Source organism: Lysinibacillus sp. FSL P4-0201 (assembly GCF_038593425.1).
Lineage (GTDB): Bacteria > Bacillota > Bacilli > Bacillales_A > Planococcaceae > Lysinibacillus > Lysinibacillus capsici.
In genome coordinates, this window is sequence record NZ_CP151995.1 from 4,018,271 (window position 1) to 4,032,493 (window position 14,223).

Genomic DNA, 14,223 nt, shown 5'->3' on the forward strand with positions numbered 1-14,223 from the left:
ATTGGTTTCAAAAAGATCATGTCAGTAGCAAAAAAAAGGCCATTTTACACGAAGAGGCTCTGTGCTCTGCCACTGGAAAGCAAGTAGCCTGCAACCGATTGTTGACCTTTCAAAAAAAATACTATTGATGGTTTTGTTTTTTGACACGATAAAAAAACTTCTATCTGCTTGATGGTACCCTCAACAGATAGAAGTTTTTTTATTATACATTGCGTTTATAATTTTTTGTGCCGTCATATGAATAGAGCATCGGCTTTTTATCGACAAAGGTTTCTAAATGAACAGGACGTCCCCATAGCTGGTAAATATAAGGTAATACATTTTCTAAATAGTGTGGATCTAACTCCATCCCTTCATAGCCATGAACTAAATATAGCTCGCCATTCCGCAAATAATCGCCATTTTTTACAACAATATATGGGAAGCCTCCGTTTACACGCATGGATACGAGTTGATCGCGAACCATCTCATGATCCTTATCCGTTATACGGTATTCATTCCCTTTCTTTTGGAACAAGTACAAATCTTCACGCTTCGCTAAATCCTTTGTTAAATAGTTTCGAATAAAGGAAATATCTGATTCTACCTCTCTTACCTCAAAAATCTTTTCACGTCCCGTATTTGGCAAAACACCTAACCGTTTCATTTCCTCGGTAGGATTATTATAGCGATTTTCAATATCCTCGAAAATTTTAATCCCAAGATAATATGGATTAATCGATGTTTTGGAGGGCTGCACAACCCCCGCATTTAATTTGGCATATTCGATAGTTTCAGCAGTAGTTAACTTTAGCTCCCGCATGATTCGTTGATGCCAGAATGAGGCCCAACCCTCGTTCATTATTTTAGTCTCTAATTGAGGCCAAAAATAAAGCATTTCCTCTCGCATCATTGTTAATATATCTCGTTGCCAGTCTTCCAATTCACGGCTATGTTCCTCTAAGAATAACAACAGGTCCTTTTCTGGCTGAGGAGGAAATTGCTTTAATCTGCGTCGAATTGGTTTATAAACTTTTTCTTTTTCTTCTATACTCCATAAATCATCATACGGTGATTTTGTTGGTGGTTTTTCCTCCTCAAGCTCATCCTCCTCACTCCAGGATAGCTTCGGTCTTAAAATTGATGGATCAATATGTTCTTGAATAGCTAAAACAGCATCTAAAAACTGCTCCACCTCATCCTTGCCATACTCTCTCTCATAGCCAGCTATTCGCTCCGCAGTTGCGGTCATACTTTCTACCATATCTCTTCTTGTATTAGAAAAACGTATATTATTTTTGAAGAAATCGCAGTGTGCTAGAACATGGGCAATAATCAATTTATTTTGGGTTAAAGTATTGGTATCGAGTAAAAATGCATAGCAAGGATTTGAATTAATGACAAGCTCATAAATCTGACTAAGTCCTAAATCATATTGAAGCTTCATTTTATGAAATTGTTTTCCAAAGCTCCAATGGGAAAAGCGCGTGGGCATACCGTAGGCGCCAAATGTATAAATAATATCTGCTGGACAAATTTCATAACGCATTGGATAAAAATCTAAGCCAAAGCTTGAGGCAATTTCGGTAATTTCATCTATTGCACGATGAAGCTCTTTTGTGTCCATTTTACGCCCCCTCCTTTGAACGTGGTGCTGAGGATATTTCCATGTTACTCTTCACTTTTCTTGAAAAAGCTCTTTAAGGCGTCATACACATCGCCTTTTTTTCTCAAAATATGGTATCTGAATTTAGGATCATCAATTTTTTTATACGTATACATAAGCGTTGAGAAACGGTTATGCTGATTCACCTCACCATAGCCAAACATGCTGGATACATCCATTAACTCTCCTACTAACTTCAAGCACTTTTCATTGTCCATGGATATATTTTCACCATCTGAAAAATGGACAGGATAAATATTGTAGCGAGACGGATGATATTTATCCTGAATTAATTCCAATGCCTTTTTATAAGCTGAAGAACAAATGGTTCCACCACTTTCGCCCTTTGTAAAAAACTCCTCTTCTGTGACAACCTTTGCCTCAGTATGATGAGCAATAAATTCAATTTCTACTGTTTCATATTTTGACCGTAAAAACTTCGTCATCCAAAAGAAGAAGCTTCTCGCACAATATTTTTCAAATGCGCCCATTGAGCCACTTGTATCCATCATGGCGAGCACTACTGCTTTGGATTCTGGCTTCTCCACTTCATCCCATGTTTTAAAACGTAAATCGTCATTGTGGATTGGCGTTATTTCTGCTTTCCCATGCATCGCATTGCGCTTTAATGCATTTAAAATGGTACGCTTTTTATCGACATTACCCATGAGTCCTTTTTTACGAATATCATTAAACTCTATTTTTTCTGTTTTAATATCTGCCTTTTCTTTTTGCTGTAAATTAGGTAACTCTAGTTCATGAAATAAAACATTTTGAATTTCCTCAATACTGACTTCCGCTTCATAATAATCTTGGCCAGGCTTGTCACCCGCTTCTTTTCCTTTACCTGGAGCCTGATTGGCCTTACTGCCATCCCGCGCTACTACATCTCCAACACTACTATCCCCTTGTCCCTGCCCTACATGCTTAGAGTTATCATAGTTATATCGAATTTTATATTCATCAAGTGACCGAATTGGTATCTTAATAACCTCGCGACCATTGGACATCACAATACTTTCTTCGCTAACTAAATCAGGTAAATTATTTTTAATCGCATCTTTCACTTTTTCCATATGGCGTTGTTGGTCCTGGTGCCCTTTACGATGGAGGGACCAATTTTCCTGAGAAATGACAAAGCGTTTATTTTCGTGTTCAGTCATTTTTATCCTCACCCATCTATCAAATTCGCTTTTTCTATACTATGCTTGTGAGCTAAATTTTTGAACTTTTTTCATAAAATCAATTGTATATTTATCAATCACGCCTCAAACGTCCAGATTTTTTTCGACCATGCTCTAAAGTATCTCTTCAAAGTCTCGGACATCTTCTCCTCCTGATAATAAAAGGAGTGCCCTAAAAATGGGACACTCCTATCTTAATTGGAACAATGCACATCAAGTTATCGATTGAGCAAACTTCCTACATACTGTAGCAACTCATTTGCTGATGTTGTATTATAGCCATGTTCATCAACAAGCCTTGCCACAACCTCATTAATCTTCTTCAGTTGAGATTCATCTGGCATTTTAGAAGAAGTAGTAATTTTAACGATATCTTTTAAATCTGCAAATAATTTCTTCTGAATGGCCTCTCGTAATCTTTCATGAGAATTATAATCAAAACGTTTACCTTTTCGTGCATAGGCAGAAATTCGAATGAGAATCTCTTCACGGAATGCCTTTTTAGCATTTTCTGAAATGCCAATTTGCTCCTCAATCGAGCGCATTAATTTTTCATCTGGATTCATTTCTTCCCCAGTAAGTGGATCATAAATTTTATTTTTATTACAGAATGCCTCTACATTATCAAGGTAGTTATTCATCAATGTTTTTGCCGATTCCTCATAGGAGTACACAAAAGCCTTTTGTACTTCATTTTTAGCAATCTCATCATATTCTCTACGAGCAACCGCAATGTAATTCATGTATTTTTCACGATCCTCTTGAGAAATCGATGCATGCTGATCTAACCCATCCTTCAATGCTCGTAAAACGTCTAATGCATTTATCGATGGTATCTCTTTGCGGATAATAGCAGAAGAAATACGGTTAATAATATAGCGTGGATCAATACCGTTCATGCCTTCATTCGGGAACTCTTTCTTCAGCTCCTCTAAGTCAACGGAATTAAATCCCTCCACATTTTCTCCGTCGTACAAGCGCATTTTTTTAATTAGATCCACACCTTGTTTTTTCGGAACTTCCAAACGAGTGAGAACCGAAAAGATTGCTGCGGCCTTTAAAGCATGCGGTGCAATATGGACATGGGACATATCGCTCTCTTTTATCATCTTTTCATAAATATGCTCTTCCTGACTAACTTTGAGGTTGTAGGGAATTGGCATAACGATAATTCGAGAATGTAATGCCTCATTCTTTTTGTTCGAAATAAATGAACGATACTCTGTTTCATTTGTATGAGCAACGATTAACTCATCTGCACTAATTAAAGCAAATCTTCCTGCTTTGAAATTTCCTTCCTGCGTTAATGATAATAAATTCCATAAGAATTTTTCATCTAGTTTTAGCATCTCCTGGAATTCCATCATTCCTCTATTGGCCTTATTCAGCTCCCCATCAAAGCGGTAAGCACGAGGATCCGACTCTGAACCAAATTCACCAATTGTAGAAAAATCAATACTTCCTGTTAAATCTGCAATATCCTGTGATTTAGGGTCTGATGGTGTAAATGTCCCTATACCCACACGTTTATCTTCTGAAAAAGTAATACGTTCAATCATTACATTTTCAATGCGTCCATCGTATTCCTTTTCAAGACGCATTGTATTTAAAGGCGATAAACTTCCTTCAATTCTAATCCCATATTCCTCAAAGAACTCATTACGCAAATGATGTGGAATTAAATGGAGCGGATCTTCATGCATTGGACATCCCTTAATTGCGTAAACTGCACCTTCATCAGTTCGCGAATATTGCTCTAATCCGCGTTTTAGTAAGGTAACGATAGTTGATTTACCACCACTAACTGGTCCCATTAATAATAAAATACGTTTTCTAACATCTAACCTGCGTGCTGCTGGATGGAAATATTCCTCCACCAGTCTTTCAATTGCTGTTTCAAGCCCAAAAATTTCTTGTCCGAAAAATTTGTACATTTTTTGCCCATCGCGTTCCTCTACACCAGAACTTTTTATCATATTGTAGACGCGTGAATGGGCTGTTTGAGCAACTTCAGGTCTTTCCCTAATGATGTTTAAATAATCTGCAAATGTCCCTTCCCACTTCAGCCTGTTTTCTTCTTCGCGATAGTTTTTCACTTTATCTAAAATGTTAATAGCCTTCCCTCCATTCAGGGCTTGATTTATAACATAGTATGAAGTTAATGGCATGATGATACCATTACTTTTTCTTTGATGAAGTTTCTTCTTATTATTTCTATTTTTGGGGGCAAAAAAATTGCCGATATATCAACTGTTTTCATACATAGAACCTTACTGAATGAAGATAAAAATTTCGGTTATTCTAACGTTAGAAAGGAGGTCCATCATTGCATCGCCATTTTATATTTCTTTTCACATTTTTATTTTTAGGGATTATGCTGTACCCTTCTGCCTCTTTTGCAAAGGAGGATCTTACAGAAGAAGAAATTTTACAGCAGCGTATGTCCTATTATGTACAATTCGATGAATTACTCATTCCATGGCATTTTTTAGCTGCTATCGATCAGTATGAGAGAAACCTACAATCAGTTCGTAAAGACATCCCTAAACGAGAAGGCTATTTGGCTATCCAATTTTCTGATGAATACTGGTCAGGTGCATTAAATCCTGTAAAGGAAGACACTTCTCCTGAGACAATTAGCTATTTCGGAGGAATGGGCCTTGACGGTAATCATGATGGAATCGCTAGTCCAAAGGATGATGAGGATGTCATTTTTTCGATGGCTAGTTATTTAGGGAAATTTGGAACAACAGATGAGGATTTTAAATTAGCATTATGGGAATATTACGGAAGCGAAGAAGCAGTCAATCAAATATTTACCATCTCCACATTGTACAGACATTTTAAAACTATAGAACTTGATGCACATACCTTCCCGCTAAATATCCGCTCTGATTACAGTTACAGGGGCACTTGGGGCGCCAATCGTGGTTGGGGTGGACGCCGTATTCATGAGGGAACTGATATTTTTGCCAGCTATGGAACGCCTGTATTATCTACCTCTTATGGAATAGTGGAGGTAAAAGGATGGAATCAATTTGGTGGCTGGCGTATTGGTATTCGCGACAATCATAATTCCTACCACTATTATGCCCACCTCGGTAGCTATCATAAGGAAATTGAAGTAGGTACAATTGTTAAACCTGGTACTGTTCTTGGCTATGTTGGAAGCTCTGGATATGGGAAAGAAGGTACATCGGGCAAATTCCCTCCACATCTCCATTATGGTATTTATAAATTTAATGGAAAAACTGAATGGGCTTTTGACCCTTATCCTTCCCTTCTACAGTGGGAACGCCAGGCGAAAAATCAAAAACAATAGAGAATCCTTTACTTATGGCACTTGAAGCATTTTGCTTCAGGTGTATTTTCTTTCTATATAGGAAATTCTACATAAACATATAAATTAGTTGTTAGACATCTATATATATTTAACTATTAAGAAAAGGAAAATAATTATATCATTGTACTAAAAAACTATTTTTAAATATTTCTATCGAAAGGCTTATTAATACACATAATTAGTTATAAAATAATACTTGTGTTGAAAAAATTTCTCAATGAGATAGTAAAGGGATGGGAAAATGAAAGGCATTATCAAGTTTAAAACACTTAAAACACGAATTTTAAGTGCATTTATTCTTTTGTTAGTTTTAGTAGTTAGCTTTACAACCTACACTTACAATTCCAATACAAATATGGAAAAACAGGCAAAAGATTTAGTGAAAGAAGATTTAGTTGTTTTAAATGCAAGTAAAAATTTAGCACTCTCTATGAGTGTCCGTCTATCTGCAGCGTTAAATTATGTGTTGACAGGCGACGAAAAATACAAAGAATCATTTGATGAGTATCGCAAAATGGCTGAGGAAAATAATGCTATTCTAGACAAATATGAAAAATCAGATGAACGCGATCAACTTGTAGTAATCGCTCGTGATTGGAGTACCCTTGTCAATACAGAGGTATTTGATATCTACCAAAAGGGCAATAAAGAATTAGCTTTAGAAAATTTAATGGATACACATGAACTCGTAACGAAAGTGCGATATGGTTACGAAAAACTGGCAGATGAACGAGCTAAAGCCATTACAGATGTCGGTAATGATGTTGTATCAACTAGCTCTGAGAATCGAACAATTGGTATCGCCTTTAGCTTGATTCTAACTATAGCTGGTATTCTAATTGCCTTTATCACAGCCAGTACCATCTCTAAACCTGTTACAGTAGTAGCCGACCGGATGAAAGAATTAGCAGATGGAAATTTGCAACTAGAGCCTCTGCCTGTAAAAGCCCGAGATGAAATTGGAACATTAATGGTAGCAGCCAATGACATGAACGAAAAATTAAAACAAACGATCCAGTCTATCTACTCGGTTTCTGAAACAGTAGCAGCTAGTAGTGAAGAACTTGCTCAATCATCGAATGAGGTACAAGCAGGTACTGAGCAAATTACAGTAACGATGCAAGAGCTGGCATCTGGTACAGAAACACAAGCATCTACCACAGGTGATTTGGCAGAAACAATGACAGCATTTAAGCGTAGCATTCATGAAACTACACAAGAGGGCATTGAATTAAGCGAACATTCTAGTCATGTTCAAAAATTAACGGTTTCAGGGAAAAGTTTAATGGTGCAATCTACCAAACAAATGGCTACAATAAATGAAATTGTATTAGACTCTGTGAAAAAGGTAGAAAATTTAAATGAACAGTCTGCCGAAATATCCAAGCTAGTGTCAGTTATCGATGATATTTCAAACCAAACAAATTTACTTGCATTAAATGCAGCAATCGAAGCAGCACGAGCAGGTGAGCATGGCAAGGGCTTTGCTGTTGTGGCAGATGAAGTCCGAAAGCTTGCTGAGCAAGTACAGTTCTCTGTCACGGATATTGCAACAATTGTCCAGCGTATTCAAGGTGAAACTGGCAATGTAACATCTGCCCTTCAGACTGGCTATGAGGAAGTAAGAAGAGGAACCACACAGCTCGATGAAACTAATGAAACATTTGAAAAAATTTCTGATGCTGTTGGGGATATGATAGTTAATATTTCAACGATTACAACGAATTTAAATCAGCTTGCTCAAAATTCGGAAACCATTAATGCTTCTATTGATGATATGGCCTCCATTTCACAGGAATCCGCTGCTGGCGTTGAGCAAACAACAGCAACTGTTGAGGAAACCGCCGCTACAATGGATGAAATCGCTAGAAGTGCAAATCAGCTTGCTGGAATGGCCGAAGAGTTAAATACGCAGCTACAGCAATTTAAAATTTAATCATCTAAACAACAAAGGCTATCTCAAATTTTTCTATTTTGAGATAGCCTTCTCTCTTATTGCCAATGACTTATTGGCACTCGTTCCAGTTCATGACGTTTAATAATAACACTTATCTTTTGAAACCATTTCTCACAAAGCTCTATGGCTTCTTTATAGTCATCCTCCTCTTTTGATATTGGATCTTCACTATTATCCATGAACATATATTCTTGAATAGGCTCTGATAAATGATCTACTACTAACTTTAGCGATAGCTGTGAAATTGTATCTTCTTCTACCTCCTCTTCTTCTATTTCATCTGCTTCAGCAAGTAAGGAACCACTCATTAGATGATTCTTTGTTCTAACCGTAAATACTTCATCTTCCATGATGGCAACCTCATATATTCTGTTAAATGGAACCTCTATAATTTTTAGTTCTTCGTCTAAAGCTTCTCTTCGGGCGAAAATAAGCATGTTTGTCTGTTCATTTAACAGTAAAGCATTTAAAGCATCATTGGAAACTGTACATTGTGTATGAGGAATAGCCATTATCTCCTCCTCACTAGCTTCCGTCATGGCTGTCAAAGTTTGTATGGCAATATAACGCTCTTTTAAATAACGGATACTCCCTAGACCGACTAAAGCCAGCCCGATTAAAAAAAATAGTTGCTTAATAATGACTAATTCAATGGCATTTGCTAGATAAAGATAGACAATCCCTAATAAAATGAAGAAAATATTTTTCATCCAATTCCCGCCTTTATCAAGATAATCACTAGAAAAATTCAGATGATGTACTAGCAATAGTATTCTTGATTCTATCGTTTCATTCTAATAAAAAACACGAATTCATTGAACTTTACAATGAATCCGTGCTTTTGCTTTTAACGACCAATTAGCTCTTCTTTACTACTTACGTCGTCTAATGTTTTATCTTTTTCTATTTTATGCATCTCAAGAACATGCTCAGATGGCGGAACGAGTATGCTCACCACGACAATTGTGATACCAGTTATAACAACACCTGAAAATACAGGAGCCTGCCATAATTCATTTAATAGACCTATGAAGCCTTCTGATTGGATTGTCAGACTAGGTACGAATGTTAGTGATGTCACAATGTAATAAACTAAGCCAACGGAAATACTTGCCCAAACTGCTGGTGTACTGACACGTTTCCAAAATGGTCCTAAAACGATTGGCCAGAATATTGTTACGAATATAATATCCCAAGCTAAATAAGCTAAATCAATTACTTTTTGGAAGCTTACAGCTAGCACTAAACCTAATAAAGCACTAGCTAGAATAATAGATCGCGAAAATCTTAATAGCTTCTTAGGATCAGGATTGTGATTAATAAAATCTAAATAAATATTCTTTGTCACAATCCCTGAAGTCGCTACATAACATGCAGCTACTGTAGACATCCCCATGGCTGCCATGGCTGTTAAGAAAATAGCTGCTAATAAAGGAGGAAAATAACCTTGTGCAAAGGTAAGCATCAATGTTTCTGGGTTTGTGCTTTCAGGATAAATAGACTTAAAGGCTTCCCCTAGCATCCCTGGAATCCAGCTAATTGCAATGACAATAATACCAGCAATAATCATGCTTCGTTGTGCCACCCGTGGACTTTTTGCAGCAGCTACCCTCTGCCCAAGGTCAACTGCAGGGATATCTCCAAGTGCTAGTACAAGATACAAAGTCCAGAATTCTGCTCCTGCCTTCTCAAATAATGTACTGATATTCCACCACTCGGGATTAAATGTAACGTCTGGATAGTAAAACAAAATAAAAATGGTAATACCCAAAATACCTGCCACTGCAAGCGCACCTTGTACGATTTCAGTATAGGCTACTGCCCATAAACCACCAATAACTGAATAAATAGCCGTTAGCGATACAAATAGAAGCGCCGCAGGTATAAAATCAATTTGCAACAATTGCTGAATAATATACGTTCCACCAACTGTTAACGCCGCTGCATTAAAAACTCCAAAAGCAATTGCCATAACAACCCCTGTATAGGCTCCTAGCTTTTTACTGCCATAGCGTAAACCGTAGTAATCTGCTAATGTCCAGCCCTTTAAACGTCGTAATGGCTTTGTCCAAATGAGTGCTCCAAGAATCATACAAGTCCCTAAACCACCCATTGTTGCCGAACCTTCAAAGCCACCACTTGTATAGCCAGAGCCTACCGCTGCAAAAAAGAAGGGAGCTGCTAATAATGCAGCAACTAAACTACCCGTTACAACGGATAAAGGCATGCTCCAGCCAGCAACAATTAAATCCTCGGCTGTGTTGACACGCTTATAGCCTTTATAGCCAATATAATAGATAAATAATAAGTATAAGCAAAAGATAATAATATTTAACATTATTTACTCCTTCGTTTTCCATTAACCGTTCATTACGACCCCACCATTTGGCGTTAAAATTTGGCCTGTATAGAAGTCAGCATGATTAGAGGCTAAAAACAATACACTTTTCGCAATTTCTTCTGGTTGTGCTAAACGTTTTAATGGATATTTTGCGGATTCTTCCTCCACATAGTTATCGCCAAACTCTTGTAGAATGTCCGTAAATGTTCCACTAGGAGCAACTGCATTGACAAGTATAGAAGGTGCTAATTCTCTTGCTAAAGCTTTTGTAAAAGCATTAATAGCACCCTTTGCAGCTGAATAATGCGTGAATTCTTCACAACCCAAGCTACCAATATCAGATGAAATATTGATGATTTTTCCTGTATTACGTTCCTTCATTCTTTTAGCTGCTTCACGGCAATTATAGAAACAGCCATATAAATGAACTTTAATCATACGATCCCACTGCTCATCCGTTAAATCTGTAATGCTGGAACCCTGTGCAAATCCAGCGTTATTTACAAGAATATCAAGATTTCCGAGATGCTCGTCCATAAATTGATGCATCGCTTGTACTTCTTGAGAGTTAGAAACATCTGCGTGGAATATTAAAGCTTTCACACCCAACTTTTCTGCTTCTGCACGTACAGCTTCTGCCTCTTGCTCATCCCCAATATAATTAATTAAAATATTGGCTCCATGTTGCGCAAAGCCTAAAGCAATTGCTTTACCGATTCCTTTACTAGAGCCTGTAATTAAAACATTTTTTCCTGTAAAATTAATGTCCATTATGATCATTCTCCAATTTGAATTTTGCCACTAGACCTTGCAGCTCTTCTGCTGTTTTGCCCAGTGATGAAGAGGCATCCTTTACTTCCTGCATGGTAGATAATTGCTCTTGTGTAGAATTCGAGACATTTGAAGAGAACTCTGCTGACTGCTCTGCAGATTGTTTAATATTATTAACAGATGCCGCCACTTCTTCTGAGGATGCAGAAATTTGTTGTGAGGCTGCTGAAATTTCACGTATTTGGCTAGCTACTTCTTCTGAGGAAGTAAGAATTTCTTTAAAGATTTCGCCTACTTCATTGGTAAATGCCATCCCTACCTTAACATCCTCTTTACCTTTCTCCATAACCGTGATAGAAGCGTTTGAATCAGACTGAATAGAACTAATTAAATTGTAAATTTCTGTTGCTGATTGAGAGGATTGTTCAGCTAAGCGTCTCACTTCATCCGCAACAACGGCAAAGCCTTTACCGTGTTCACCTGCTCGTGCCGCTTCGATCGCAGCATTTAAAGCTAATAGATTTGTTTGATCAGCTATAGCAGTAATTAAGCTAACAATTTCACTTATTTTTTTAGTATTAACATGTAGTCCATTAATGGTTGTCCCTATTTGTTCAACAGAATCATTAATTAACTCCATTTGAGCAATAACTTGTTGTACAACTTCATTGCCTCGTTCAGAAGCCTGTGATGCTGAAATAGAGGATTCCGCAGCTACATTTGCAGAATCAGCAATTTGCTGAATACCTGTTGCAGTTTCTTCCATAGCAGCAGCTGTTTCCTCTGTCATGGTCATCGAGGCCTCAGCATTTTGTGTAATTTGATTCATGTCTAGTGCAATATTTGTTGAGCTGTTATAAGTTTCACCAGCATGTACCGTTAATTGATTGGCTGCTGAAGAAACGTGATTGGATGTATTGCGTATGTTTAAAATAATATGTTGCAAATTAGCCACCATTGTACGAATGGATTCAGATAATTTACCAATTTCATCCTTCGATGTCTCTAAATCCACATCTATTAATTCACCATTTGCCACTTGATTGGCAACGTTCACTACTTTTTTCAGTGGCTTTAATAGTCGATCTATAATTATGTAAACTAAAACTAATAAAATTAAAATGCCGATAATGGCAATGACAATTTGCTTAATCACACTTGTTTTAATAATCGTATTGATATAATCAGCGGAGTAATCAATCCCTAATAGGGCAATCAGTTGGCCATTATCATCTTTAATAGGACTAAAAACCGTTCTCCAAGAACCAAAAGGATCCTCGAATATATCAGTTACCTCTGTACTATTATTTTCAATAGCTAATTTTGCTGTTTCTACATGTTCATCCGCTAAATCAGTAAAAATTTCACCGGCTTCATATACTTCATTTAGATTAGAGGTATAGCCAATTGGATTGACGCCACCCTCATCCTTGACATCCCAAATATAACTCCAGCTCATAATACCTTGCTGGTCCTGAATCATATCAAGTTGCTTTTGGATCTTTGTAAACTTTGCGTTTGTTTCCCCTTTTTCGGACAGCAAATCTTTTACTTCATCACTGTCTAAGTTCATAGCTGTTAATAAACCAACACTTTTTAATTCTTGCTCCAAATCCACATTCATCCGATTATTCAATTCACTAATACTTTGCGTCGTAATAATAGCGATAAGCAGTAATACAACGATAGAGACTGTTAGTAAAAGCTTATTTTTTAATGATGTGTTTTTTAACAACTTCATTTCCCCTTTTCCTCCTTTGAACTTTACTTGCAAAAAAATGCCTATTTCAAAAGAAATAGGCATAAAAGAACAAAAACTAGAATGAGAATGATACAACTAGCACTCTTTTGCAACTCAGCCGCCATAGCATTTATTGCCTTAGACCTGTAGCTTTGCGTCTTTACTTTTCAGTAAATTTGCCTATATTTCCCTACCAAAATTAACACAGTAGGTAAAAGTAGTCAATGCTCTCTACTTAAAACATACATATTTTATACTAGCTGTTCCTTCATTAATAATTATATAAATTACTTAATTATGATTCATCTATTGAACAAAATAAAAACAGCTACAACCTCAATTAGCGTTGTAGCTGTCCACTTTCAATTCACTTACCCCTAAGTGTTTGAATAAATTATACGTTTTGTGTGACAAGTAATACGGATGGTATAAAGGATAACGCAAACATAGCGATATACCATACGGAAGTACGACGTAATGAAAAGCGTACTTTTTTTCGTTCCGCATAAAAAATATCTAACATAACTGCAACAATAAAAGGCATTGTAATACATGCAATAGCTACTAATAAGATGTCAAAATAAATCATACAAGCACCCCTTTGTCTGTGAACATTTTTCATCTTTTTTGTGAACATTTTGTGATAATTTTATTGTACACATTTTCGTCACAAATTGTCAACGAGTTTTAAAGAAAAAAATGGCACTTTATGATTGATATCCATTGTGCATTATGCTCTATATTTATATGTTAGGCCCCTTAAAAAATTTCGTACGAATGAATCGCCACACTCTTTATAATTACGATGACTTGGATTTCTTAAAATAGCACCTAATTCACCTTTTGTAACTTTAATGCCGCCGTCATATAAAATCTCAAGCATCTCCTCAGTTGTTAAAGCTAAAGCAATTTTTACTTTCTTTAGCAGCATATTATTTGGGCTTTCTTTACCTGACACAGGTAAAGGTCCAACAGCCTGTCCTTCTCTTGGTTTCTGAGGCCCACGTTTAAAAGTAATTAATCCATTTAAAAATGCCTCTAACATTTTATTATTACATTTGATGTATTCCTCTGGCGCTTCTTCCTCATCATTAATCTTAATCAGCATATTTAATACTTCTTCCTTTGAATAATCCATGCCACCAAGTTTAAAAATTTCTACCATATCTACATTTTTTATATCGAACGCATAGCGTAAACGAATTAAGATATCATTATTTGTCATTATATGTTCCTCCTTT

11 protein-coding genes and 1 riboswitch are annotated in these 14,223 nt (G+C 36.6%); of the genes, 2 read left to right on the top strand and 9 right to left on the bottom strand.

Features of this window, described 5'->3' with window-relative positions; translation table 11 throughout:
- Positions 1 to 202 precede the first annotated feature (202 nt).
- The 3 genes from MKY76_RS20330 to MKY76_RS20340 all read right to left on the bottom strand — a co-directional run bounded on the left by MKY76_RS20330 (position 203) and on the right by MKY76_RS20340 (position 4,943).
- Positions 203 to 1,606 (bottom strand): SpoVR family protein, encoded by a 1,404-nt coding sequence (locus MKY76_RS20330; protein ID WP_315061663.1) that lies wholly within the window; start codon positions 1,604 to 1,606, stop codon positions 203 to 205.
- Between the two features lie 44 nt (positions 1,607 to 1,650).
- The gene (yhbH, locus tag MKY76_RS20335; protein WP_048394843.1) at positions 1,651 to 2,808 is read right to left on the bottom strand and encodes a sporulation protein YhbH; all 1,158 of its coding nucleotides are present in this window, start codon (positions 2,806 to 2,808) and stop codon (positions 1,651 to 1,653) included.
- 239 nt (positions 2,809 to 3,047) lie between these two features.
- Positions 3,048 to 4,943, bottom strand: a complete 1,896-nt coding sequence (locus MKY76_RS20340) for a PrkA family serine protein kinase (protein WP_039884612.1) — start codon at positions 4,941 to 4,943, stop codon at positions 3,048 to 3,050.
- 212 nt (positions 4,944 to 5,155) lie between these two features.
- On the opposite strand from MKY76_RS20340, the gene MKY76_RS20345 reads away from it, so the two are divergent.
- Together MKY76_RS20345 and MKY76_RS20350 are read left to right on the top strand one after the other, a co-directional pair.
- The gene (locus tag MKY76_RS20345; protein WP_081010945.1) at positions 5,156 to 6,151 is read left to right on the top strand and encodes a M23 family metallopeptidase; all 996 of its coding nucleotides are present in this window, start codon (positions 5,156 to 5,158) and stop codon (positions 6,149 to 6,151) included.
- Between the two features lie 262 nt (positions 6,152 to 6,413).
- Positions 6,414 to 8,108, top strand: a complete 1,695-nt coding sequence (locus MKY76_RS20350; RefSeq protein ID WP_342557088.1) for a HAMP domain-containing methyl-accepting chemotaxis protein — start codon at positions 6,414 to 6,416, stop codon at positions 8,106 to 8,108.
- Between the two features lie 56 nt (positions 8,109 to 8,164).
- Here the strand turns inward: MKY76_RS20350 and MKY76_RS20355 are convergent, their stop codons facing one another.
- The 6 genes from MKY76_RS20355 to MKY76_RS20380 all read right to left on the bottom strand — a co-directional run bounded on the left by MKY76_RS20355 (position 8,165) and on the right by MKY76_RS20380 (position 14,207).
- The gene (locus MKY76_RS20355) at positions 8,165 to 8,839 is read right to left on the bottom strand and encodes a hypothetical protein (protein WP_054548995.1); all 675 of its coding nucleotides are present in this window, start codon (positions 8,837 to 8,839) and stop codon (positions 8,165 to 8,167) included.
- A 137-nt stretch (positions 8,840 to 8,976) separates the two neighbouring features.
- The gene (locus MKY76_RS20360; RefSeq protein ID WP_048394850.1) at positions 8,977 to 10,467 is read right to left on the bottom strand and encodes a sodium:solute symporter family protein; all 1,491 of its coding nucleotides are present in this window, start codon (positions 10,465 to 10,467) and stop codon (positions 8,977 to 8,979) included.
- Between the two features lie 21 nt (positions 10,468 to 10,488).
- A complete protein-coding gene (locus MKY76_RS20365) occupies positions 10,489 to 11,241 on the bottom strand; it encodes an SDR family oxidoreductase (RefSeq protein ID WP_009374257.1) in 753 nt (250 codons plus the stop codon).
- Complete coding sequence (locus MKY76_RS20370; RefSeq protein ID WP_009374258.1) at positions 11,231 to 12,982, bottom strand: HAMP domain-containing methyl-accepting chemotaxis protein; 1,752 nt, start codon at positions 12,980 to 12,982, stop codon at positions 11,231 to 11,233. Before MKY76_RS20370 ends, MKY76_RS20365 begins: the two co-directional genes overlap by 11 nt.
- Positions 12,983 to 13,087: 105 nt before the next feature.
- A riboswitch (cyclic di-GMP riboswitch) is annotated at positions 13,088 to 13,173 on the bottom strand.
- Positions 13,174 to 13,376: 203 nt separating this feature from the next.
- Positions 13,377 to 13,571, bottom strand: a complete 195-nt coding sequence (locus MKY76_RS20375) for a hypothetical protein (RefSeq protein WP_004225659.1) — start codon at positions 13,569 to 13,571, stop codon at positions 13,377 to 13,379.
- Positions 13,572 to 13,712: 141 nt separating this feature from the next.
- On the bottom strand, positions 13,713 to 14,207 hold the full coding sequence (locus tag MKY76_RS20380; RefSeq protein WP_048394854.1) for a DUF1456 family protein: 495 nt from the start codon (positions 14,205 to 14,207) through the stop codon (positions 13,713 to 13,715).
- Positions 14,208 to 14,223 lie beyond the last annotated feature (16 nt).